16 protein-coding genes are annotated in these 25,503 nt (G+C 48.2%); 1 reads left to right on the plus strand and 15 read right to left on the minus strand.

Features of this window, described 5'->3' with window-relative positions; all coding sequences use genetic code 11:
- Positions 1–7: 7 nt before the first annotated feature.
- From rimP to gpr, 6 genes are all read right to left on the minus strand, one after another.
- Positions 8–475 (minus strand): ribosome maturation factor RimP, encoded by a 468-nt coding sequence (rimP, locus tag ARB69_RS03825; RefSeq protein WP_050642421.1) that lies wholly within the window; start codon positions 473–475, stop codon positions 8–10.
- Positions 476–841: 366 nt separating this feature from the next.
- Positions 842–1,318 carry a hypothetical protein gene (locus tag ARB69_RS27465; protein ID WP_055151197.1) on the minus strand — a complete coding sequence of 159 codons (477 nt, stop codon included), beginning with the start codon at positions 1,316–1,318 and terminating at the stop codon, positions 842–844.
- A 249-nt stretch (positions 1,319–1,567) separates the two neighbouring features.
- Positions 1,568–3,814, minus strand: a complete 2,247-nt coding sequence (locus tag ARB69_RS03835) for a DNA gyrase/topoisomerase IV subunit A (protein WP_055151200.1) — start codon at positions 3,812–3,814, stop codon at positions 1,568–1,570.
- Positions 3,815–3,831: 17 nt separating this feature from the next.
- A complete protein-coding gene (locus ARB69_RS03840; protein WP_055151203.1) occupies positions 3,832–5,754 on the minus strand; it encodes a DNA gyrase/topoisomerase IV subunit B in 1,923 nt (640 codons plus the stop codon).
- Between the two features lie 64 nt (positions 5,755–5,818).
- Positions 5,819–7,000, minus strand: coding sequence for a stage II sporulation protein P (gene spoIIP, locus ARB69_RS03845; RefSeq protein ID WP_050642425.1), 1,182 nt, complete (start codon positions 6,998–7,000; stop codon positions 5,819–5,821).
- Between the two features lie 116 nt (positions 7,001–7,116).
- Entirely contained in the window at positions 7,117–8,097 is a 981-nt protein-coding gene (gene gpr / locus ARB69_RS03850; protein WP_055151209.1) for a GPR endopeptidase, read from the minus strand.
- Between the two features lie 195 nt (positions 8,098–8,292).
- On the opposite strand from gpr, the gene rpsT reads away from it, so the two are divergent.
- Positions 8,293–8,556: a 30S ribosomal protein S20 gene (gene rpsT / locus ARB69_RS03855; protein WP_025657602.1), complete on the plus strand. Its 264-nt coding sequence runs from the start codon at positions 8,293–8,295 to the stop codon at positions 8,554–8,556.
- A 237-nt stretch (positions 8,557–8,793) separates the two neighbouring features.
- On the opposite strand, the gene ARB69_RS03860 is transcribed toward rpsT, so the two are convergent.
- The 9 genes from ARB69_RS03860 to ARB69_RS03900 all read right to left on the minus strand — a co-directional run bounded on the left by ARB69_RS03860 (position 8,794) and on the right by ARB69_RS03900 (position 25,480).
- On the minus strand, positions 8,794–9,435 hold the full coding sequence (locus ARB69_RS03860) for an orotate phosphoribosyltransferase (RefSeq protein WP_025657603.1): 642 nt from the start codon (positions 9,433–9,435) through the stop codon (positions 8,794–8,796).
- A gap of 192 nt (positions 9,436–9,627) precedes the next feature.
- On the minus strand, positions 9,628–10,992 hold the full coding sequence (locus ARB69_RS03865; RefSeq protein ID WP_087148793.1) for an MATE family efflux transporter: 1,365 nt from the start codon (positions 10,990–10,992) through the stop codon (positions 9,628–9,630).
- A gap of 98 nt (positions 10,993–11,090) precedes the next feature.
- On the minus strand, positions 11,091–12,110 hold the full coding sequence (gene ilvC / locus ARB69_RS03870; protein ID WP_050642427.1) for a ketol-acid reductoisomerase: 1,020 nt from the start codon (positions 12,108–12,110) through the stop codon (positions 11,091–11,093).
- Positions 12,111–12,234: 124 nt separating this feature from the next.
- Entirely contained in the window at positions 12,235–12,735 is a 501-nt protein-coding gene (gene ilvN, locus ARB69_RS03875) for an acetolactate synthase small subunit (protein ID WP_050642799.1), read from the minus strand.
- A gap of 126 nt (positions 12,736–12,861) precedes the next feature.
- Entirely contained in the window at positions 12,862–13,137 is a 276-nt protein-coding gene (locus ARB69_RS03880; RefSeq protein WP_050642428.1) for a phosphopantetheine-binding protein, read from the minus strand.
- On the minus strand, positions 13,134–14,828 hold the full coding sequence (locus ARB69_RS03885) for an AMP-binding protein (RefSeq protein WP_173020107.1): 1,695 nt from the start codon (positions 14,826–14,828) through the stop codon (positions 13,134–13,136). Before ARB69_RS03885 ends, ARB69_RS03880 begins: the two co-directional genes overlap by 4 nt.
- Positions 14,743–16,314, minus strand: coding sequence for an HD domain-containing response regulator (locus ARB69_RS03890; RefSeq protein WP_055151215.1), 1,572 nt, complete (start codon positions 16,312–16,314; stop codon positions 14,743–14,745). The genes ARB69_RS03885 and ARB69_RS03890 overlap by 86 nt, the downstream gene beginning before the upstream one ends.
- A gap of 5 nt (positions 16,315–16,319) precedes the next feature.
- Entirely contained in the window at positions 16,320–18,143 is a 1,824-nt protein-coding gene (locus tag ARB69_RS03895; protein WP_055151218.1) for a histidine kinase N-terminal 7TM domain-containing protein, read from the minus strand.
- Positions 18,143–25,480, minus strand: a complete 7,338-nt coding sequence (locus tag ARB69_RS03900) for a non-ribosomal peptide synthetase (protein ID WP_055151221.1) — start codon at positions 25,478–25,480, stop codon at positions 18,143–18,145. Before ARB69_RS03900 ends, ARB69_RS03895 begins: the two co-directional genes overlap by 1 nt.
- Positions 25,481–25,503 lie beyond the last annotated feature (23 nt).

A 25,503-nucleotide genomic window follows, 5' to 3' on the forward strand; every position in this document is an offset into this window, starting at 1 on the left:
TCCTAAATTAAAAATCCAAAGCCAAACGGATAAGCGCAATTTCACTTTTATCAAATACCTGTGTCGTTTCATCCTCATATTCTATCGTCACAGTGTCTTTGTCGTAATCCTTCAATATTCCAACGAATTCTTTCTGTCTGTTGATGGCCCGGTATGTTTTTATCTCGACCTCTTCACCCAGACTGCGTTTAAAATCTTTTTCTTTCTTCAGCGGCCTGCCCAGCCCAGGGGAACTCACCTCAAAAATATAAGTATCTTCAATATAATCCTTTTCATCCAGAATATCCGAGAACTTCCTGCTAACTGCCTCACAGTCATCCACGGTAATCCCCCCCGGCTTATCAATATAAGCACGCAGATACCACGTTCCGGCCTCTTTTACATATTCTACATCCACCAGTTCAAACCCGAACTCCGTAACAATCGGTATCATAAGTTCCTCGGTCTGCTGTTCATACTGTTCTCTTCTCGACACACTAAACTTCCTTTCTCTGCACTGTTTTTAATACTTATTGAACTGCTTATGTTCAACAAGGCAACAAAACTGTTATAATAAGCGTTCCGGTCATAAGCGGTTTTGTATAAACTGCAATGCTGCATCTTAGCAACAAAGAAGAGTGAACTTTCGTTCACTCTTCTGCCGGGTTCCTTATGTAACTATCATTGAGTATAACACCTTTTTTTGGTAAATGCAAGGAAGATTTCAAGAAATAACACTGTCCTATTGGCTCCGAGTTACCATTCACGGCCCATAGGCCGCGCATAGTAACGGCTCCGATGCCGTGCAACAGGTACACACCACGGTCTGAACAGTGGCTGCCCATCATAAAATAAGTAACTCTTACAGTTCGAGCATTCTTTCCAATCTATCAACTCTAAGCTTTAAGCTGCCTATTTGATATGACCTGACTTCTGCTCTCAACTGGCTCATTTCTCTCTTTACTTCATGGTAATGTCTTGTACCAATCTCCTGTACTCTGTCTACTTCGGTAAGAACGTTGTTCTCAACTTCCCTTAAGTCGGCTTTGGTCGGCAGCTTAGAAATCACTTTCCATATGCAGGCTATATCGTCCTTCGTCGCCATATTTGCTATGTCGTCTTTCGTTGCCATATTCGCTATGTCGTCTTTCGTCGCCATATTCGCTATGTCGTCTTTCGTCGCCATATTCGCTATGTCGTCTTTCGTCGCCATATTCGCTATGTCGTCCTTCGTCGCCATATTCGCTATGTCGTCCTTCGTTGCTAAATTCATTTTAAATTCATCAAATTTAGCATCCATCATATCCGATATTGCATTTAATAATTCTTTTTCTACCATAAAATAACATCCTTTCGTCGTGATTTTATCCCTTAAATACGCCATATTGTTTGATAAATATACCTTGTACACCAACATATCTTATGTAATTACGCCGTTAGACTCCATCTATGTTTTGACATCCCAACGCAATTACCAGATCATATCCCAAGATCATAAAACAATTATAATATGTGCCGTATTTACAGACAAGCAGTTTGTAGTTCAATTTTATGGCAGTCGCTATAACGTGTTTGTATAAATCAAGTTCTAATTACGGCTCTTTGTCCCCTGAGTATCTCTTCTGGCCTGTCTCAGCCGGTTCAGTGTCACTTCTTTTTCACCATAGACAATCTTCTGTTCCGTTCCTTCTTCAAACAAGTACACGTTCTCCAGCTCATCTTTTTTCTGGAGCTTAATTCCTCTAACGCCAACCGCACCCTTCTTTTTCTCCGGGATTTCATCCGCCGGGAATCGCAGGAAATATCCTCCTTTTGTCTGGAGGACGATATTTTGGTTTTCGGTTACTACGCTGACATGAATCAGTGCATCTTCTTCCTGCAGTTTTGTGGCTGCTATGGTCCGCTTTGCCACCTGGAACTCCGTTCCTTCTACCTTTTTGATCATGCCCTGTTTTGTAGCAAACAGCAGTTTTGCGAAACGCATTTGTTCAGCATCACAGACCATGACGATCTGCTCCTCGCTGCTGGAATAGTTTGTCAGGTTATCAATCGGTATCCCTTTGTCTCTGAACTTTCCGTAGGGCAGGTCCAGAACCTTGGCCTGATGCATTTTGCCCGTATCGGTGAAAATGCAGATTTTACCGGTGTTCATGCAGTGGACTACGTACTTATTCTCGCTGTCAGCCGCCTCTTTGTTCCGTTCGTAAGTAGTGACATCTATGGTTTTTGCATATCCAAAGCGATCCATCAGAAATACCACTTCCTGCTCTTCTATTTTCTTTTCCTCGAAAACTGCTTCCTCCGCGTTCTCGATTGCGGTGCGGCGTTTTCTGCCATATTCCTTCTTATAAGAATCCAGCTCTTCCATAATCAGATTTGCCATAGAGTCGTAATTGTTCAGTATATCCTCATAGAGCATAATATTTTTCAGGGTCTCTTCGTGCTCTTTCTGAAGGGCCTCGATCTCCAGGCCGATCAGCTTGTAGAGACGCATTTCCAGGATTGCTGTCGCCTGACGCTCGGTGAACCTTAGAAGGGCGGCCATTTTTTTGGAAATACTGGACTTGAATTTGATGTTCTCGGTCACACCGCTTACCAGGCAGGCACGGGCATCCTTTACAGATTTACTTCCACGCAGGATCTCTATGATCAGGTCGATGACATCGCAGGCTTTGATCAGGCCTTCCTGCACTTCACTCTTTTCCTGCTCTTTGGCAAGCATGGTGGTGTACTTTCTCGTCATCAGCTCAAACTGGAAATCCACATGGTGTTCAATGATTGCTTTGAGTCCCAGCGTCTCAGGTCTGTCATTGGCTACCGCCAGCATGTTTACGCCAAAAGTATCTTCCAGCCTTGTCTTCCTGTAGAGCATGTTTTTCAGGTTCTCAACATCCGCCCCTTTTTTCAGCTCCAGTACAATCCGGATACCTTCTTTCGAAGACTGATTTGAAATGTCCACAATATCACTGGTTTTCTTGGACTCCACCAGCCCGCAGACATCATTCAGGAACTTTCCGATACCGCTTCCGATCATGGTATATGGGATCTCTGTTATTACCAGCAGCTTTTTACCGCCTTTTTGTTCCTCTACCTCTACTTTTCCCCGGACTTTGATCTTTCCCTGCCCTGTCTCATAGATGTTCAGCAGGTCATCTTTGTTGACGACAATGCCTCCGGTCGGAAAATCAGGCCCCTTAATGTATTTCATTAACTGTTTTGTGCTGATCTGGTCGTTCTTCATGTATGCTTTAACAGCATCCAGCACCTCACAGAGGTTGTGGGTGGGAATACTGGTTGCCATTCCCACTGCAATTCCCTCCGCACCGTTAATCAGGAGGTTTGGTACGCGCACCGGGAGCACAAGCGGCTCTTTTTCGGTCTCATCAAAGTTTGGCCCAAAATCGATAATATTCTTGTCCAGATCGCCCAGATAGGCCTCCTGGGTAAACTTGGCCAGCCTGGCCTCTGTATAACGCATGGCGGCAGCCCCATCCCCCTCGATGGAACCGAAGTTCCCGTGTCCGTCTACAAGAATCATCCCTTTTTTAAAATCCTGTGCCATGACCACAAGAGATTCGTATATGGAACTGTCTCCGTGGGGGTGGTACTTACCCATGGTATCGCCTACGATTCGGGCACACTTCCTGTACGGTTTGTCATAACGGATCCCAAGTTCATACATGTCGTACAGGGTTCTGCGCTGCACCGGCTTCAGTCCGTCCCTCACATCCGGCAGGGCTCTGGCAATGATCACGCTCATGGCGTAATCGATATAAGATTTTTTCATAACCTCGGAATATTCGGTTCTGATAATCTGTGATTCACTACTGCTCATTCTCTATCTCCTCTTACCTATATATCAAGCTCTGCATCCGCAGCATTTTCGTAGATAAACATGCGGCGCGGCGGCACTTCCGTGCCCATCAGCATCTCCGTCACACTGGATGCCATCCGCGCATCCTCGATCTCGACAAGTTTGAGGAGCCTTGTCTCCGGATCCAGTGTGGTCTCCCAGAGCTGCTGCGCATCCATCTCTCCCAGACCTTTGTATCTCTGCAGGGTAAATGGGCCTTCATGTGTCTTTCTGTATTTCTCCAACGCCTTATCGTCGTACAGATACTCTTCGTCGCCTTTCTTCGGCATGACCTTATAGAGGGGCGGCATTGCAATATAAACATGTCCCTCATAGATCAGTTCCGGCATAAAACGGTAGAACAGCGTCAGAAGCAGCGTGGATATATGCGCGCCGTCCACGTCGGCATCGGCCATGATAATGATCTTATCGTAGCGCAGTTTGGAGATATCAAAATCATTGCCGTATCCTTCGGAAAACCCACAGCCAAATGCGTTGATCATCGTTTTTATCTCCGCATTTGCCAGCACCTTATCGATGCTTGCCTTTTCCACATTCAGAATCTTGCCCCGGATCGGCAGGATAGCCTGGTAATTCCTGTCCCTGGCCGTCTTTGCAGATCCTCCGGCGGAATCTCCCTCCACAATAAATATCTCGCACTTTTTAGCATCCCTGCTTTCACAGTTCGCCAGCTTTCCGTTGCTGTCAAAGGAGTATTTCTGCTTAGTCAGAAGATTTGTCTTTGCCTTTTCCTCTGTTTTGCGAATCTTAGCCGCTTTTTCTGCACAGGAAAGTACCGACTTTAAGGTTTCCAGATTTCTGTCGAAGTACAGAACAATCTCGTCTCCGGTTACTTTGCCGGTGGCTTTGGCAGCATCGGGGTTGTCCAGCTTTGTCTTGGTCTGCCCCTCAAATCTCGGATCCGGATGTTTAATGGATACGATGGCAGTCATCCCGTTACGGATATCTGCACCTGTAAAGTTGGCATCCTTCTCCTTAAGAATGCCTAATTCCCGAGCATACTGATTCATAACCGTCGTAAACGTGGTCTTAAATCCAGTGAGATGCGTTCCGCCTTCTGCATTATAGATATTGTTGCAGAATCCCAGAACATTTTCGTGGAATTCGTTCACATACTGCAGTGCGACTTCGACCTCAATTCCTTCTGATTCTCCTTTATAATAAATCGGCTCATGGAGGGTTTCCTTTTTCTGGTTCAGGTCCTTTATGAATCCGAGGATTCCGTCCGGCTCATGATAGACGATGTGCTCCGGTGATTCCTGCCTTTTATCGTCAAATATAATCGTCAGTTCCGGATTCAGGTAAGCCGTCTCGTGCAGACGGCTCTTAACCTCCTCGGCCCGGAACCTGGTCTTTTCAAAGATCGTATCATCCGGCAGGAAATTAATCTTGGTGCCGGTCTTTCTTGATTTCCCGATGACCGGAAGCAGACCATCCTTCAGTTCGATTACCGGAATCCCCCTCTCATATCTGTCATGGTGGATCTGGCCCTCCCTGCTGACCTGTACGTCCATATAGGCGGACAATGCATTTACTACGGAAGACCCCACACCGTGGAGGCCGCCGCTTGTCTTATAGGCAGAATCGTCAAACTTGCCCCCTGCATGCAGTGTGGTGTATACAATCCGCTCCGCAGACACCCCTTTTTTGTGCATACCGACAGGGACGCCCCGGCCATTATCCTCAATAGTGGCCGAGCCGTCCTTTTCCAGTGTGACATGAATCTGTGTACAGTAACCGACAAGATGTTCATCAACAGCGTTATCAACAATCTCGTAAATCAGATGATTCAGACCTTTTGTTGAAACGCTTCCTATATACATACCGGGTCTTTTTCTGACCGCTTCAAGTCCCTCCAATACGGCAATACTGTCCGCATCATATGTATTTTTATTTCCCATGTGTCTCTCTCCTTTTTACATTCATTTCATATTATCACAAAATGTAGGGTTATTCAAATAAAAGTTATTCCGTCAGTACATGATGTAGTGTATCTGCCAGAACTTCCATGGCATTCATCATTTCTTCCACCGTATTTGTCTGTGCTCCCGCTTCAACCAAAAGGGATTTCGGTACCAGATGAAGGTTGTATCTGTAGCCCCCCAGATAGATATGTCTCGCGAATCCCGGATAATTGCTCTCGGAAGCAAGCTCCATCTGCAGGGAGAACGCCAGATTATCCTGTATATAAGGATTATAAAGGTAGGCGATGTCTCCATTTGTCCTGGTTCGGCTCAGCCCATTAAAATACATGATTTTCGCCGTCTGTTTTCCGTTTATCTCCGTGACCAGATGGGTGTCTTCCGCTACACCGTCCCGGTGAAGGTCTATGACTACCTCAACCGACGGATTTGCCTCCAGAATCGGACGTATGGATGCCTCCGCATTTTCATAGGCATTGCTCCTGTCGAGCTGTCCATTGATAATATCATAAACACCGGTATCATGGATCGTCTCAATTCCTTTTTCATTTAAAAGTTTTGTCAGATACTCGCCCACTCCCACGATACTCGTATTCGTGTCCCCAGGCGTGGAGTCAACAAACGTTTCCTGGGAATGTGTATGGAATATCAGAACTTTGGGGCCGCCCGTACTCTGGTCTATCTTCATGCTTCTTCCCAGAAGATCATCCACATTCAGCTGCTCCGGCCCGATCATCGTGGTACTGTCCACGATATAAAAATTGCTGATCAGATAATCAAAATCCCGCAGCCTTTCAATCGACATGTCGATTGGGGACTGCCCCTGCTCCACGGAAGGTTCCTGAACTGCCGCCGTTTTGTTCCCTATCAGATTACCGTTTTCATCGATCATGTTCTCGTCATTGGCTTGATTTTCCAGAATCTTTGCGATCGTCTCCTCATCCTCCATCACAGAATCATAGGGCTGCTTCTGCTCCACATATTGTATCAGCGGGAGCCATGACATCGCATTTTTCTTGATCCACTGAACGGCCGTGGGTCCCGGATCCTCTTTCAGATAAGCCAGGCCTGGCATGTACATTTCCTCCGTATATTTCAAAACAGCCTCCTGGCTGTCGTATCTCCATTCCTTCATAATACCTTTTCCGCTCATGCAGAGCAGGCAGATACATGCTATCCCTCCGATGGCAGTAAGCACCACCCGTATGAATGCCGATTGCTTCATAAACCGCCTTCTTTCAAAAGTAAAACTCCAGTGACAGATGCAAGGGGGTCAGACCCCTCCGTCGGAGGGGTCTGACCCCCTTGCACACTTTCATATATATGAGCCTTGTTTCCTTATTATGCCTGCCCTGCATTGGTAAACAATATGTTCAGCCCCTCCGAGATGGTATAACTGATCTGCTTTACCATTTCATCTACGTCTTTCGGGGTCATAAACATTCCGTTCAGATGAGGGGAAATCAATTCTTTTACCAGCTCATACTTCTCCGCGGCGCTGTAAGTGCGCAGCACATCTCCCACGCCCTTCAACATTTCAGAGGTCTCCAGCGCGTTGATCAGATTCTCCATCGTGTCATTCACGATAGTTGCCGCAGCAACAACCGTCGGAACACCAATACCAATTACAGGAACTCCCAGTGATTCCTTCGTCAGTCCATTGCGGTGGTTGCCCACCCCGGAGCCCGGATGGATCCCCGTATCCGCGATCTGCACGGTTCGGTTCAGCCTTCTGCTGTTTCTGGCCGCCAACGCGTCTATGGCTATTACCAGATCGGGGCTGGTCTCGTCCACGACTCCTTTGACAATCTCTACTGTCTCCATCCCGGTCTGCCCCATGACACCCGGTATTATGGCGCTAACCAGATTGGCATGTTCCATTCCCATAGCATATTTCCCGTATTCTTTCACGATATGCCTCGTCACACATAAGTTCTCCACGACATATGGTCCAAGCGCGTCCGGCGTCACCTGACGGTTTCCAAGCCCTACGATCAGAACGGATAAGTCTTCTTTGTCAAGCAGTCCCAGTTTCTCTATCAGTTCCTTAATGTAACCCGAAAGTTCTTCCGAGATCTCCCTGTGATACCCTTCATCCGGCACACCCAGATTCGGCGCCTCCACAGTAAGGTAAGTACCGACCGGCTTGCCCATGACCTTGGCGCCCTTTTCTGTCTCAATGCGTACCCGTGAAATACGTATTTCACGTTCCTCATCAAATTCCTCCTCGAGAACAACCCCCTGGACCTCCACGTTGTCTGATTCAAACCGTTCTTTCTCCTCAAGCGCAAGGTCAGTCCTAATACTATACTTTTCCACCATCTTCAAGTCCTCACTTTTCCATAACATCATTTGAATTTACAGGTAGTTTTTGCAATATTTTGAGAAATATGTATTGACAACCCTTGTTCCTTAGCATAAAATAAATGAGTATGTTCCGTTTAAACGTCCGTGTCCGATTTTAACGGAATTATGAATTCACTATTTGAAAATTTCACATATTTGGAGGTGTACAGATTGGCTAACATTAAATCTGCTAAAAAAAGAATTTTAGTTAACGAAACAAAAGCTGCAAGAAACAAATCAATCAAATCTAAAGTAAAGACATCCGTAAAGAAAGTTGAGACTGCAGTGGCACAGAAAGATGCAGCGGCTGCTAAGACAGCATTACAGGCTGCAATCGCTGAGATTTCTAAGGCAGGAAGCAAAGGTGTTTATCACAAAAACACAGTTGGAAGAAAAATTTCCCGCTTAACCAAAGCAGTTAACGACATTGCTTAATAGATAAAAGCAAGACATCCGCTCCCGTCAGGCGGGTGTTTTTTGTGATATAGGAAATCCCAAAGGAATTTCCTATATCACAAAAACCCTCCGGGGGATACGCATGTATTAATAAAGGAGGCGCCCATACAATCATGGGCGTCTCCTTTCTGCGTCAATATTTCACTCTCAAAAAGATTTTCGTTCAGATTTATTCAATATCGCTGTTCTCCGCCCCGGACAGGCTTCCAGCCGCCTTTAAAGCTTCGAATACCCAAAACTATTAATAATGCCTTCCAACTTTTGACCGGCCTTGCACATCGGGCATTCATAGGACCTATACACATGATAGTCCGGCAGATCAGAGCTGGTAAAGATGGTCTTTACTTCCAATCCCGCCACCTTTGAGATCGCACTGAATACCGCACAGATCCCGCAGACCGTGCCCCCATAATAAAGCACCGACTCTATCGCCTGATAGGCAAGCGCCCCGGTTGCCAGGGAATCCGTGAGAATCAGCACCTGCTTTGCCTCAATCATTCTCTGATTGTTATCCCGAAACAGGATCTGCCCTGAGGAATCAAATTCCGGCGTTACGACAGAGATATTATTGCCGCCGCTCAGGGATGCATGCACGCTGTCCGACAAAGCCTCCGCCATAAATGCGCCGATCACTTCGGTATTCTTGAGGCAGACAATCGTGTCTATCAAAGTATTCGTCATGTATTCTGCCGCCAGCGTCCTGGCCGTCTCCCGTGCATTGTTGTGACGGGTCTTTACCGTGGACATATCAATATATGTATTCACATGGGAATGTCTCGTCGCAAAATGGCCGCTCATTATTTTAATGCGGGCTTTGGGATTCTTCGTTGACCGAAGATTGGATAGTCTTTCATCCATACTGTCATCTCCTTTCTGATAAAATAGAAAACATCCGTGTTATTGTTGTTTTTATTTTACCACACCGGCCCAAAATATGCAGTATAATGGTTGTATTTCAGGTAATTTTCTGAAAATATTATCGCTATGCACGGCCTATGTGCCGCGCATGATAACAAAATAGCACATAACCGTTCGGCCAGTCCGAAACTGTTATAACTTCGTTTCCTTTTTCTTTAAGGAAGGCCACACGGTAATCAGCATTGTCACGAAACTGGCCGTTCCGCCAATGACATTGGACACTGGCTCCGCCCAAAATACTCCCGCTGTTCCCAGATTTCCTATCAGCGGCAACAGTAGGGTCAGCGGAATTACAATGATTACTTTCCTGAACAGGGAAAAGAAGACCGCCTGCTTTGCCCTGTTCAAAGCCACATAAGTGGACTGCCCTGCAAATTGCAGTGACATCATGAAGATTCCGCAGAAATAGATCCGCATAGCAGGTATACCGGCTCTGATCAGTTCCTCCTCTTTTGTAAAAAGCCGCAGGAAAAATGCAGGCTCGAAAAAGAGAACCGCCCACATCAAAAAAGTAAATACAATCCCGCACCAGGACATGAACTTGATAGCCGACTTCACTCTGTCATAACACTCTGCCCCATAATTATATCCGATCACAGGCTGAGCCCCGGAAGTAAGTCCCATGATGGGCATTGTAATAATCTCCCGGACGGAATTGATTACCGTCATAATTCCCACATACAGATCCCCGCCATAGCGATGCAGCGTAGCATTGCATACGATCTGTACGGCCCCGTTCGTCACAGACATCACAAATCCCGATGTTCCCAGCGCCGTAATCTCCTTTACCAGTTTTTTATCCAGACGCATGGAGTCACGGTTCAGCTTCAAAATTGTTTTTTTACCCGTCAGAAAACGCATCACCCAAAAGGCAGAAAGCCCCTGGGATATCACAGTTGCAATGGCGGCTCCCCGGACACCCATCTGGAATACAAAGATCAGAATAGGATCCAGGATAATATTCGTGATTGCACCCAGAGTGACTGTCAGCATCCCGATCTTACCAAACCCCTGTGCATTGATGAAATTGTTCATCCCCAGGCTGATCATCACAAACAATGTTCCGCACAAATAAATGGTAATATAAGCATCTGCATAGGGAAATGTAACTTCACTTGCACCAAACAGATACAACAAAGGCTTTTTAAACAGCAGGCACCCAGCCATTAAAACCACTCCCGAAAGCAGGAGCATGGAAAAAGAATTGCCCATTACTTTTCTGGCCTTCTCCTCCTCATGGCCGCCCCGCGCAATCGAGCACAGCGGCGCCCCGCCCATTCCAAACAGATTGGCAAAAGCCATAATAATTGTGATCACTGGCAGCGCCAGGCCGATTCCCGTGAGCGCCTCCGCCGAGGTATGCGGGATATGGCCAATGTAGATTCTGTCCACAATACTGTACAGCACATTAATCAGCTGGGCCAGCGTCATGGGCAGTGCCAGGCCCATAATATTACGCGCAATACTGCCCTGGCTGAAATCATTCTTATCAGTCAAAAAAATCTCTCCTCGCCAAATTACAGTAACGGAAAACCCCGGCACGTCTTTAGAAACGCCGGGGTCTATATCCTATGATTACTATGCTGTCTCTTTGATTAGTTATTGATCAACTTATCTTCATCGCTCCAGCTGTAAAGTTTTCTTACTTCCTCACCGATCTTCTCTGCCGGATGTTCTGCTGCAAGCTTTCTCATTGCTCTGAAGTGAGCCTGGCCGCCTGCGTCGGACATATCAAGCAAGAATTCCTTTGCAAAAGATCCGTCCTGGATATCGCTAAGAATCTTCTTCATTGCTTTCTTGGTATCTTCCGTGATAATCTTTGGTCCTGTTATGTAATCGCCGAATTCAGCCGTATTGGAGATAGAATATCTCATTCCTGCAAAGCCTGACTGATAGATCAGATCTACAATCAGCTTCATCTCATGAATACACTCGAAGTATGCGTTTCTCGGATCATATCCGGCCTCGGTCAGAGTCTCGAAGCCTGCCTGCATCAATGCGCATACGCCGCCGCAGAGTACTGCCTGCTCGCCGAACAGGTCTGTCTCCGTCTCTGTTCTGAACGTAGTCTCCAGTACGCCGGCTCTGGCACCGCCGATTCCCAGCGCATATGCAAGCGCTTTATCCAAAGCCTTGCCCGTTGCATCCTGCTGTACAGCCACCAAACAAGGTACACCCTTGCCAACCTGATACTCACTTCGTACTGTGTGTCCCGGTCCCTTCGGTGCAATCATAGTAACATCTACATACGGAGGAGGTACAATCTGGCCGAAGTGGATTGCAAAACCGTGTGCGAACATCAGCATATTGCCCTCTTCCAGATTTGGCTCGATATCTTTCTTATACATTGCAGCCTGCTTCTCATCGTTGATCAGAATCATGATGATATCCGCTTTTTTAGCTGCCTCAGCGGCTGTAAATACTTCAAATCCCTGTGCCTCTGCTTTTGCCCAGGACTTACTTCCTTCATACAGACCGATGATCACATTGCAGCCTGATTCTTTTAGATTCAGTGCATGTGCATGGCCCTGGCTTCCGTAACCGATAATTGCGATTGTTTTTCCTTCCAGCATCGAAAGGTTGCAGTCTTCCTGATAATAAATTTTTGCTGCCATCTTGATATTCCTCCTAATTCCTCTTTCATCAATGTGCTTTCGTGTGCATTAACTGATGATAAATTGCTTTTTATATGAGTTAAAGGCTGTCAGCCTCTAGCTTCCCGTCCCTATGTACTGCATGTCAGTCTATAAATGTGACATCCTTGATCCCACGCGCAAGCCCCGTGATCCCCGTCCTTGCCAGCTCCAGTATCTCATAGCCGTCGAGCAGGTTCAGAAACGCTTCCAGCTTGGACTGGTTCCCTGTCAGCTCGATCATCATAGATTCCTTCTCAACATCAACGATCTTGGCCCTGAATATATCTGCGATGGAAATCACTTCCGGCCGCTGTGCTGCGCTGGCACGAACCTTCACCATGATCAGCTCCCTGTAAACGGATTCACCGTCCTTAAGAACCTTGATCTCAATAACATCCTCCAGCTTGCGGACCTGCTTTTCTATCTGGGACAGTATCAGTTCGTCTCCGCTTGCAACAACCGTAATCCTTGTGAATCTGGGATCGGCCGTCATTCCTGCCGTAATACTGTCAATACTGTATCCCCTTCTGCTGAAAAGCCCAGCAATCCTGCTTAGTACACCCGGATTGTTGTCAACCAGCAATGAAAAAACCTGTCTTCTCATATGCTTCCCTACTTTCCTGTCTAACTTCAGAAATGCAAAAACAGAGTGCGTTCTGTTTTTTTAATAATATCAAGTTCCCATTTCTTTGTCAAGAGATTTTCATAATTTCCTGTGATTTCTTACAAATTACAAATCGTTCTCATCGGTACGGCCGTCTGCGTCCCGCATATGTTCCCATTTCTGCATATACCGGATCACGTCTCTCACCTGCATAAGGTTGCGCACGTCTTTCATGGGAATATCCGTATCAAATCTCTCCTCGAACGCGCATACCAGATTGGCCACATCCATGGAATTCAGCGCCAGGTCATTTACAAACTCGGTGTCCATGGTCAGCTTCTTCACCCCTGTCACCTCTCTTACGATCTCTTCTACAAGGAGCAGCATTTCCTCCTCTGTCATACCGTCACCTTCCTTCTCTGGATTTTCTGCATGGAGGTCTTTTTAAATTCAGACTCGGACAGCTTTACAGACTGGATTCTCTTATAGACCGGCAGTTTTGCATTCAACTCCGCAATGGACTCCTGTATACTTTCCAGTATCCTGTAATTGTCTGTCTCACTGGTCTTCTCCGCGTCCACGCAGACCAGTGCGGAAAGCTTCACCTCATCCAGTGCATTTCCCGTACTTGCACCGTACACCATTACTTCTTTCACAAGAGGAAGTTCCTGGATATAAGCTTCTAGTTCCTCCGGAACTACCTTTTTTCCATTATTGAAAACGATCAGGTTTTTCTTTCTCCCGCAAATATAGAGAAAGCCTTTTCTGTCCATATAGCCAATGTCCCCTGTATGGAACCATTCATCTGTAAAACTTTCCTCCGTAGCGCCCGGATTCTTATAGTATTCTTTAAATACAATGGGCCCCTTCACCAGGATCTCCCCGTCTGCCAGCTTTAATTCCACCCCCGGAAGCGGAAGGCCGACGGAGTTGATTCTGTTTTGTCCCCGGATGCTGTTGCTGATCAGTGGACTGCACTCTGTAATTCCATAGCCCTGAAGCACGTCAATACCATAAGCTGCAAATTCCTCTGCTATTTTTTCATTCAAATGTGCTCCGCCGCAGCAGATCGTCTTCAGCTGATCCCCCAGGATCAGGTCCATGCCGTTGACCTTCACGGGTTTTTTTGTAAAGATTCCTTTTTTATATTTTTCTACTGCCTGGGCTGTCTGCTCACGGATTCCCATATTTTCCTGTATCCGGTGAATTTCTTTGAGCAGATTTTCTAAAATCAGGGGCACCGCCATGAGAATACTCGGCCTGTAAAGCCTGATGTCGCGGAACAGCGTTTTCAGATTTCCGTTGATGCAGATATTCTGGCCGTGCGCGATCATATCCAGAATCCCGCATCCCAGGGAATATGTATGGTAAAGAGGAAGCGGATTGAACATCCTGTCCTCCAGCTGTACCGAAGCCTGGCAGCAACAGGCATCATACATCATATTGTAATGGCTTAGTACAACGGCTTTGGAAACACTGGTCGTTCCTGACGTATAAACAATTGCCAGCGTTGTATCCGGCCCGATGTCCTGGGCAAATGAAAATCCCTGGATCTGTTCCTGCTCCACCTTTCTTCTGCCTTCTTCTATCATCTCCCTGATTCCGGTGTCCATGCAGATCACGCGTTCTTTTTTCCATCCCTGAAATGCATCTTTAAAATCTTTTTGCACTACCGCGTAAGAAGCATCCGCAAATTCAGCCAGATTCAGGATTTCTTTCTCCGGCTGTTCCACGTCGATCGGGACTCCCACGGAACCGATGCAGCCGGCCGCACAGAATGCAGCAATCCATTCGTAAGTATTTTCTCCCACCAGGGCAATGTGTTTACCCGCCATTTTTTTCTGCACCATCATATAGGCGGCTCCCTGCACATCTTTTACAAATTCCCGGTAAGAAACATCCCGTTGGGTACCCGCTCTGTCGAAAGACGTGATAGCCGGTCTCTCTGCATATGCATCCTGCACGTCAAGCAGGCACTCCTGCAGTGTTTTATATAGTTTTACCTGTTTATAAATATTCTTCTGCTCCATAATTTTCGTTTCTTCCTTTATTTTCATCATAAGTCCATCGCAGCTGCTCATTGATTGTATCATAGTCCTTCAGCACTTCCAGAAATACATCCACATAATGGCCGTCAAACTGGGCTCCTTTTCCCTCTTCCAGCTGGCTCACAGCCGCTGCAAATGAGAGTTTTTTTCTGTAATGACGGTCGGACATCATCGCGTCAAATGCGTCCGCAATTGCTATGATCCTGGCCTCCGGCGGAATCTCTTCCCCCTTCAGTTTTCTGGGATAACCCGTCCCGTCATAGCGCTCATGATGCGCACACACAATCTCTCCCGTATTGCTGAACATCTCCATACAGGACAGAATATTAGCGCCCATGCCGGGATGCTTTTTGATCTCTCTGAATTCCTCCTCGCTTAGCCGCTCTGGTTTGCTAAGCACTGCGTCCGATACACCGATCTTCCCAATGTCGTGCAGAAGTCCTGCCACCCTGACCCGTTTCACAAATTCCGCGTCATATTCCAGGCGTTCCGCAAGTTTCACCGCGTAATAGGATACCCGGTCGGAATGCCCTCTTGTGTAGATATCCTTGGCATCCACCAGCAGCCTGAGCGCCTCTACCGTCTGCATATAGCTGTCCATCAGCCGCTTATTCATGCCTGAGAGCCTCTTATTGTTGGCATTTAACAGCATTTTCAGCAGTGTATTGTGAAGGGCTGTGGATACCTGCTCCGCATACACCGACAAGAGCGCCTCCAGCGTGGTATCCGGTGCCGTCCCGGTCTTCGCTCCCATGACACCCAGGATGATCTCCCGTTTCCCAAGAAGAGGCACAAGCAGGACTCCATTATGAAAGATAATCCGCTGCTCCGCCATACTCTTTCTGACGTGTTCTACAATTACCGGGAAATCCTCATTCTCAAACTCAAAAAACGGCTTATCGTAAGAGCCGGCCCCTCGGTATATATCCGCCGGCAATTCGGCATTTCCCGGATCCGTCAGTACACCATCCGGTTTCACCCACACAAAACCATCACCTGTCTGTACCAGAGCCTTCAACTCCTTCAGCACCTGCCCGCACAGCTCATCGACAGGCACCATCTGGTGCAGGTGGGGTATCGCGTCCAGAATGCTGGACAGCCCGTCCTGATACCGGTAGATCGTATTGATATGCCGAATGCATTTCACACAGCTTTCCACAAGAAGTTCCAGCTGGTCATACCGGCTGCTCTTCTCACAGTATCCCTGAATCTCCAGTTCACGGATCGTATTTAACGGCGGCGCCAGCTCTTTATGCCCCGTCAGCATGATTACATAAATTCTGTTATCGAACTTTCTCAGCCGAGCAACCACCTCATCCCCACAGATCGGGGACATGATAAAGTCCAGAATCAGAATATCATAATGGCCGTTCTTCAGCTGTTCCAATGCTGTAAGCGGATTTTCCTGTGTTTCTACTTCGTAGCCTTTTGTGCGGAAATTGGCACTCAAAGCATCCAGAATATTTCTGTCATCGTCCAGAATGAACATTTTAAAACCATTTTTTTCTTTTCCAGCTCTGTTCTTCCGCATTCCCTTTATCCTCTCTCTTCTTCCTCTATTGGAAGCTCGATATAGAAGGAGGCTCCTCCTTCTGCGTGATTCTCACCCCATATTCTGCCGCCGAACCGTGCCCGTATAATCTCCGCCGAGCTATACAGGCCCAGTCCGGTTCCTTTCGTTCCCTTTGTTGTGCACATTGAACGGAACAGTTTTTCCCTCACATCTGCAGAGATGCCCGTTCCATAATCCTTCACAGCAATGTAGACACTGCCGTCCTTTTTCCAGGCCTTAAGTTCAACGTCTCCGCCCTTCCCCTCCATGGCATCACATGCATTGTCCAAAAGATTATTGACTACCTGGACCAGATTATTGATATCCCCCTGTATCACAGTGTTCTCTGAAAGCCTGTTATCCGTGATCAGCCTGCAGCCATTTTTGACCAGCTTACCCTTCAGAAACATTTCCACTCTTTTGAACACTTCATCCATTGTAAAATCCTCCTCCGAGGATGTACTTAAATTTGCAGCCATACCCTTTACCGTCGTTATGATGTCTGACATATAAGCACAGCATTCTTTAATCCTTGCCAGCCAGCCATCCATCTCCCCGGCGATTTCCTGATGGTCCTGAATCGTCACCTCCGGATCTCCCACACTCTGGGAATACTCTCTCACTAAATCTTCCAGAATCGTTACATCCCCCGATATAGCCATAATCGGGGTCTTGAGATTGTGGGAAATACTTCCAATCATCTGCCCAAGTGAAATCAGGCGCTCCCTCTCCATTGCCCGGCTCAGATTCTGCTGCTTTCTTTTCATCTCCTCTTTTAGCTTTGTCACATCCCGGAACATTGCCAGGACACCGGCCATGCTGTGCTTGACAAAAATGGGCGTTAGTTCTACCGAATAGTAGACCTTGCCTTCTTCACACAGAATCGCCTGTTCATAAGAGATGACATTTACAGACTGTTTACAGACATCAAAAAAATTAAGCAGATTGTAAATCACATCCCGTTTCCGCTCCTCCAGTCCCTCAACCACCTGGTTCAAATAACTGTTGATTTTCATTTTATACTGTTCCCCGAATACTTCATCAAATGCAGCATTTGAGTAAATAATGCATCTGTCGGAAGAAAGAATGACGTACCCTTCCGACACATTATCTACCATGCTTTCCAGGGCTACCGGTTTGATATTCAGAAAATTCAGGTAATACATGGCAATTCCATGACACAATATCGTGACCAGAAAGGCCAGCGGAGTGGCAGATATCGGCAGGTCTACAATTTTAAGGGTTGCCAGAAGATTCGTGAAGAACGGAACAAACAGCCCTCCGATAAACAGCCCCACCTGTCCCCATACGCTTCTGCTCCTGCGCCTGATTCCATATCGGAACATGAGAATAACTACGATAATGGAATAAGCATAATACTGCAGCCCCGAGATGATAAACAGAGGCCCAAACCTTACTTCCGATGCATAGATAGAAAACTGTCTGTAAAACAGATGGTGCAGAGGATTCGTAAATACAACGAGAGACGAGAGCACCGGCAGTGTATATAAAAACCAGTAATGCCGCGGTATCTTCACCTGATTTTTCGTAAAAATCAGGGAAATCAGAAGTATAGTCATAATGAGCATAGCGGAACAGGCACATGTAATTGCATCCATGACCTGCAGCGCCGCCATATTCTCGGTGTACTCCATCCCAATGATTGCCAGCAGCCAGATCAGCAGAAATCCGGCCGAGGAAAGATAAAGCTTCTGAACTGCCGACAGCCTGCCCTTCATCAGACAGCTGACTATGAAAAAGCCCAGTACTGCTGCTGATATATCCAGTATATGTCCGGCTATTGTCATCACCGAGCTTCCCTCCCCTCTTCTTTGGTAAAGCACAATTTCATTTTCCTGAGATCTGGCTTGGGCCACCAGAAATCCAATGCAGCCAGTGCTTCCTGCGAAAAAGCCGTGTCAGGCTCTACATCGGCCTCCCGGCTCTGCAGTTCAAACCAGGTCTGTGCCAATGCCTGGATATACGGAGAGTCCGACTGCATGCTCTTTTCCACTAATACCCCTGCGAACGTCTCTGCATCCGTTATCTGTACAGGTCCGCACGCTTCCGCCAGACTGCCGATTTCAATCTCGTTGGGACTGCAGATATGATAGGCGGACTTTGTCGTTTTGCTCAGCCTTACAACCGCCTCAGCCGCCAGATTGACCGGAGTCACCTCCAGCCTTTGATGGTACAGAACCTCCGGAAGCATCCCTAATTCTATCATCCCTTTGACCAGCCTGTAAAATGCATTCGATTCCGGATTTTTTTGGAATTTCCCGTCAAAGGAACTGCCGACCAGCCTTCCGATCCGGAAGATGTTGGCGCCAAGCCCTTTCCGTACTGCATCATCCACCAGTTTCTCCGCCATGATTTTACTCTTGACATAGGGGTTCTCCCACCAATTCTGGCCGATATCCAGATCCTTCTCCGTCAATGCTGCTCCCCGTTCCTTTGTCCGGGCCGTCTGCATCCCTGCAACACTGATTGTGGATATATGCATTACCGCCGCTTTGGAAGCCTCTGCGAAGCGGAGCACCTGCCGGGTACCCTCAACATTCGTGCTGATGAGCTCTTCTTCCGGCGCATAATGCCGGACGTCCGCCGCACAGTGGAATACCCGCGTGACACTATGCAGCATTTCTTCATAAACGGATGGATCCGCCCCAAATTGATCAGCCGTCAGTTCTCCGTCAAATGCATGAATCCGATCCTTATATTTGTCAAGATACCCGGCGCCGAAGTAATAATTCATGCTTTCCTCCAGCCGGATATTTCCCCCTCTTACCAGACAGTACATTTCCTCATTGCCGTATTCCAGCAGTTTTTTTAATATATAACTTCCAAGATAACCTGTGCAGCCAGTCAGTAATATATTCCCGGGCCTGCACATCTTTTCTTCCTGCTCTGAAAGCACATCCGGCAGTTCCCAGCGTGCTTCTTTTTGTGCTGGCAGCGCCTGTTCCCTGTCTTTCCCTGGCAAGACGCAAAGCATTTTTTCCTGCTCCCCCAGCGTAGGACAACGGTAAAAATCGTTGATGCCAAAATCATACTCTTTCTGGTGATAACGATTTAAAATAAGAATTGCCTGGAGCGAGGTTCCGCCCTGTTCAAAGAACGATACGTCTCTCAGCGGCTCCCGTCCCAGCACTTCTTTCCATAACTCGGCAATCCCCGATACACAGGCTCCGGCCTCATGCACTTCTGCCTCAGTCTCCGCCAGTTTTTTCAGATCCGTCTTGCCGCTGGCCGTTCTTGGTAATTCCTCAAGCACTTGGATCTCTGAAGGAATCATATAGTCCGGAAGTTTCTTCTTCATATAAGCCCGGAGTAATTCTTCCGTATATCCCTCCGATTTGACTACCGCGGCCCTGAGGAAGTGAACCGCGCCCTGATGCAGGACAGGCACGGCGGCGGCCTCCTTCACCAGCCCCGACTGCAACATAATCTGCGCAATCTCCAAAGGCTCGATCCGATGCCCGTTCAGTTTAATCTGAGTATCCACCCGTCCAAGGCACTGCCAGTTTCCATCGGCCCTGAGCCTGCCCCTGTCTCCGGTCCTGTACATCTTTTCTCCTTTGATATATGGATCCGGCAGAAAGACCTGATCCGTCAGGTCCTGACGGTTGATATACCCCGGTGACAGGCATTCCCCGGCAATATAGATTTCCCCGACGGCTGTGGGCGGCACGGGGCGGCGTTCCTCATCCAGCAGATAATACCGGCAGTTTCCGATGGGCTTTCCGATATGGATACTATTCTCATCCGTAATATCTCCCTGGCAGTTGTGCACGGAAGTCTCCGTTGGACCATAAATATTGAAGATCCGGGCATCTGTCAGACCGTTCAGCCTGTCTTTTAATTCCATACTCCACGGTTCACCCAGAAGGATCACCCGGTGTATCCCACGCAGTGCCCTGCAGAATGCCTCATCGCCCAGGCACATCTGGATTCTCGACGGCGTCAGCTGGAGCACAGTAACATGGTCACGCAGGATCCGCTCCGCCATCTTCCATGGAAGCAGCATCTCCTCCTCATCGGCAACACTGACCGCGTAACCTTTTCCAAGCGCCAGTATCGTCTCCGTCGTAAACACATCAAAGACACAGTTCGATGCACACAGGATCTTTTCCTCCCTGCCTCCCAGCAGAGGTTCCAGGTGCGCCAGCAGATTTGACAGGGATTTGTGGCACATAACCACGCCCTTCGGCTTCCCTGTGGTTCCGGAAGTAAAGATCACGTTTGCCGCATCCTGGGCTCCATGCTCTGCAGCCGGTACTTCCAAAACAGATTCCGCTTCTCGTCCATCCCAGACCAGTTCCCTGCAGGGCAGATCCCCCAGAACCAGTTCCTGCTGTCCATAAAGCACCAGCCTGACATCTGCCTGCGTCAGCATGTAAAGAATCCGCTCCTTTGGAAATTCGGGATCGATCGGGACATAAGCCGCACCGGCTTTCAGAATACCGAACATAAAAACTGGCAGCAGACCCGTTCTCTTCGTAAGAAAAGCCACCTTATCTCCCAGGCCGATTCCCTCAGTCCTCAGAATTCCCGCCAAAACATCGGTCTTCTCCTTCAGCTCCCCAAAAGAATAACAGGAATCGTTTCCCCAATGTACAGCAGTCCGCTCCGGATCCGCATAGGCATAATAATCGGCGGCCTGATCCACCGTTGTCGCATCATAAGGCGTCCTGAGGCGCACGGGCTGATCCAGCAGTCTGTATTGATCCGCCTTATCCAGCATGGTGAACTCTGAAAGCAGCGCCTCCGGATTTCGGAGCACTTCCTTAAGCCCCTGCAGATAACACCTGCTGTAAAATGCGATCGTCACCTCGTCAAACAAACTCCTGGCGTACTCGAACCGAAAATGATATCTTCCCTCCAGATGCACGGCCTCCAGATTCAGATCCATCTTCACGGCATGTGTATTGCCGGGGATGTAGTTAAGCTTCGCATTTCCGATCGATATATCCCCGCTTTTCAAAGGCGTCATGGTAAACATCACGCTAAAAAGAGGATTCCTGTCTCTAGTCCTCGACGTTTTGGCAATTTCCAGCAGTTCTTCCAGGGTAATTTCCTGATGATCCAGCATCCCCGAAACCGTCTGCTTCACCGAATCCAGGTACGCTGTGAATGTTTCCTTAGGCCCGGCCTGCATAAATACCGGAAGAGATTGGACAAACACGCCGGTCATCTCCTCCATATGCTGCCGGCGGCGGCCGGAAAACGGCGTCCCTGCCACAACTTCCGTGCTTCCGGAATACCGGCTCAGGAAAAGTCCGTAGACGGCAAGAAGGAGCACAAAGGGTGTAACATGCTGTTCTTCACAGAAGCCTGCGACCCTCTCACTCAGGGACGGGGAAAGATCAAACTCGTACTGCCCCCCTGCCCCGTCAAATACAGGCGGCCTGGGTCTGTCGGGCGTAAGCTCCCGCTCCGGCAGCTTATCCGGCAGCTGTTTCCGCCAGAATGCCCTGCACGGATCTTCTTCCTGGCTGATCTTCTCGCTGACCCACCAGGCATAATCAATATAATCCAGCTCCGGCATGGAAACCGGCAGTTCCTGATAATACTGGTTCAGCCGGCCCAGCAGAAGCTGGCTGCTTAAGCCATCGGAGATGATATGGTGCATATCCAGCAGCAGATATGGTTCATTGTCCGGCAACTTTAGCATAGCCGCCCGAAGCAGCGGTCCTTCCGTCAGGTCAAAGGGCCTGACAAAGCCTGCCATTGCCTCCTCTGTGCTGCCGCACTCCATCCACTGCATCCGAAACTCCGTTCCTGGGCTGACTCTGGCAATTACCCGGCCGTCTTCTATATGAAATGTAGTCCGCAGAGAAGTATCCTCCTCTATCATCCTGACAAATGCGCGCTCAAGCCGCGGATAATCCAGCCATTCGCTGAGATGGAACGCGGTTGGCATATTGTAGCCGATCTTCGTCTCATCCAGTTGATGCATAACGTAAAATCCTGCCTGTGACGGTGTCACCGGATACCAGTTCCTCTCCGAAGCTCTCCGGATCTCCGCACGCTGTACTTCCGGACGGATCTCTCTGCCTCTGATGAGATTGCCCAGCCGTCTCAGTGTTGCATTCGCGTACAGCTCCTGTACGGTAATGCTCCGGGAAAACTGTTTTTCTACTTCCAGAAGCATCAGCACGGCATTCAGTGAATCCCCTCCCGACATAAAATAATCGGAATGAACGTCCAGTTCCTCCCGTTCCAGTACTTTCCGCCAGACAGCCAGCAGTTTTTCTTCCACTTCATCGGCCGGGGAATCCCCGCCGCCTGTTAATACAGGCTTCTCAAGGGCCGTGAAATCGATCTTTCCGTTATTGTTCAGCGGAAAAGCATCCACCCTGGCCACCGCCGCAGGCAGAAGATACCGCGGCAGATAATTGGCGGCAAATGTAAGCAGTTCGCTTTCCGTAAGCAGGGCATCCCCTGTATAATAGGCGATCAGCCGGTTCTCCCATATCCCGGCCGCAGCGGTCTCTACCTTCTCATGCCGCATGAGAACGGATTCGATCTCGGAAAGTTCAACCCGGTGTCCGAGCAGCTTTACCTGGTCATCCCTTCTGCCCAAATAAAAGATTTTACCGTCTTTTGACCATTTACCAAAATCCCCGGTTCGGTACATGCGCCCGCCGTCCCGGAAAGGATCGTTCATAAACCGCTCTTTAGTAAGCTCTTCCCTGTTGTGGTATCCCCTCGCCAGACAATCACCGGCAATATATAGTTCTCCGACGGATCCCGGGGGAAGAGGATTCTGGAATTCATCCAGTATATAGATCCTGCAGTTCTGCAGGGGCCGGCCTATATGTACGGACTCTCTGCCGTTTACCACATCATGGCTGACCGCGACTGCCGCCTCGGAAGGGCCATACTGGTTATACAGCGCCGCAGACGTATGATCAGCTAGCTTTTTAGAAAGCTCGGATGGCAGGCTCTCTCCCCCGCAGATCACCGTCTCCATATGCACCAGTGATGCACAGAAATCTGCGTTCTTCAAATATGCAGACAAACGGGACGGAGTCAACGCCATAAAACCGGCGTCATAATTTTGGATCAGGCTGCCCAGCCTCTGTGGATGGTTCATTTCCGCCTCTGAGGCCAGCACGACTGTCCGGCCGCAAAGAAGGGCAATCACACTCTCCAGTAAGAATGCGTCAAATCCTACACTGCAGATCGCGAGAACAGCGCCCTTCGGATAGAGCGGCTGCATAGCCGCCGCCAGATTCAGCACACTGTGCTGCTCCACCTCCACGGCCTTTGGCGTCCCCGTGCTGCCCGATGTGTAAACCAGGTATGCCAGGTCATCCGGCCCAGCCTCGGCCGCCTTATATTCTGCCGTTACACAATCCGGCAATTTATTCACATCTGCCAGCTCCTCTAACAGAACCAGCTCCACACAGCCGGACAGCTCCTCTGCAGGTTCTGTGCATATGCAGAAAAGCGCCTGGCTGTCGCTCACCATCTCCCGTTTCCGCTGTCCAGGCAAATCTATATCAATCAAAAGCCAGCTGTTTCCGGAGAGAATAATCCCGCACAGCGCCGTAAATATCTTCTCCGACCTCCTCATATGGACAGCCACAGTTCCTTTTCCGGCACCGGTTCTTCCCGCAATCCCACACGCTATTTTCCTTGAGGACTCTTCCAGTACCTGATAGGATATCCTTCTGCCTTCAAATATAACTGCCGCTCTCCCGGGGTTCAGCCTGAAGATCTCTGACAACTGGTCTGCGATACCCACATCCCTGTTATACCAGACATCGGTCTGATTGAATCCGTAGATGACCTGCTCTTCCATCTCCTCACTTAAGATCTGAAGGCCGGCTATCGGAACATCCGGATTCTGCAGCGCCTCCTTAAGAATCCGGGAAAGACTCTCATGCAGCCGATCAATTTCCTCTTCCGAAAATATCTGGGTCAGGTAATCATAATCTACTGTATATTGGTTTTCCTGATCTCTGCTGCTTAGATGGATGCAGAGAGATTCGCTTTGATAGCCGCTGTACAGCCACCGTCCCTCCAGAGAAACTCTTGCGCCTTTCAGGTGGTCCATCTTTCCGTTCTGATAGGACAATACGATATCAAATAAGGGGTCCGATACATTCCTGCCATTTTGGCTTACTATTTTTTTTATTGATTCAAATGGAATTCGCTGATGACAGAGTAACGCAAACCAGTCGTCCTGCAGCTTTTCATTGAACTCGTTCCACGTCATGGAAATATCCAGTTCATTCACAAAAGGCAGAGTATTCACGAACATACCACCGGTCTGCTTATCTTGAAAATTAAGCCTGTTTATGGTAGGTACACCGACACAGAACCGTTCCTGCCCTTTCATGCGCCGCAGATAGACAGCCAGGCCCATATAGAAAACAGCAAACGGAGAAACTTTATTCTTCGAGCAGAATCCTCCAATAAGCCGGTTCAGCCGGTTAGAAAGCCGGTACGACTTTCTGAGACCCACAGGGCTTATGACCGGACACTGATATTCCTTGGCCGCCGCTGGCAGGATATCACTTAGCACCCCGCTCCAGTATTTTTTATCCTTTTCAAAAGCTTTGGACTTCAGATACTTCTGCTCGCTTAAGATATGACCTTCATACGAAGGCGCCGCAAAACTGTCCGCCCTGCCTCCCAGAAGAAGTTGAAAATAATTATGTATGATATAATTTGTAATCAGTGCATGAGACCATGCATCTGCTATGATATGATGCACTCTGGTCAGGATTCCCCCGCTGTTCCCGGACGTTTTAAAAATCACCATCTGGCACAGCGGAGAATCATACAGTGTAAAGTGCTCTCTGGCAACGGACTGAAACCAGATTCCCACCCCCTGCTCATTTGTCTCAGTAAAATCAAAAAATGCCGTTCTGGCAGGTATCTCTTCTGTCACATACTGATAAGGCTGCCCGTCCCTAATGGTAATTCTTGTTCTGAGAGACGGAAAGGCCCTGTATACAAGCTCAATACATGTCTGAAGATATTCCAGATTCAGATTCCCTTCAATCTTAAGTGCCGTACATATGTTGTTAATCGGGAGTCCCGGGTGTGCCATTTCCAGATTCCAGATATTCATCTGGCTGCAGGATAATGGCAGGTATTCCACATCTGTCAATTTACCTTCTGCGCACATTACACCTTTCTCCTGTCCACTTT

Origin of the sequence: Faecalicatena contorta, from assembly GCF_001404335.1 — a bacterium.
Taxonomy (GTDB): Bacteria; Bacillota; Clostridia; order Lachnospirales; family Lachnospiraceae; genus Faecalicatena; species Faecalicatena contortus_B.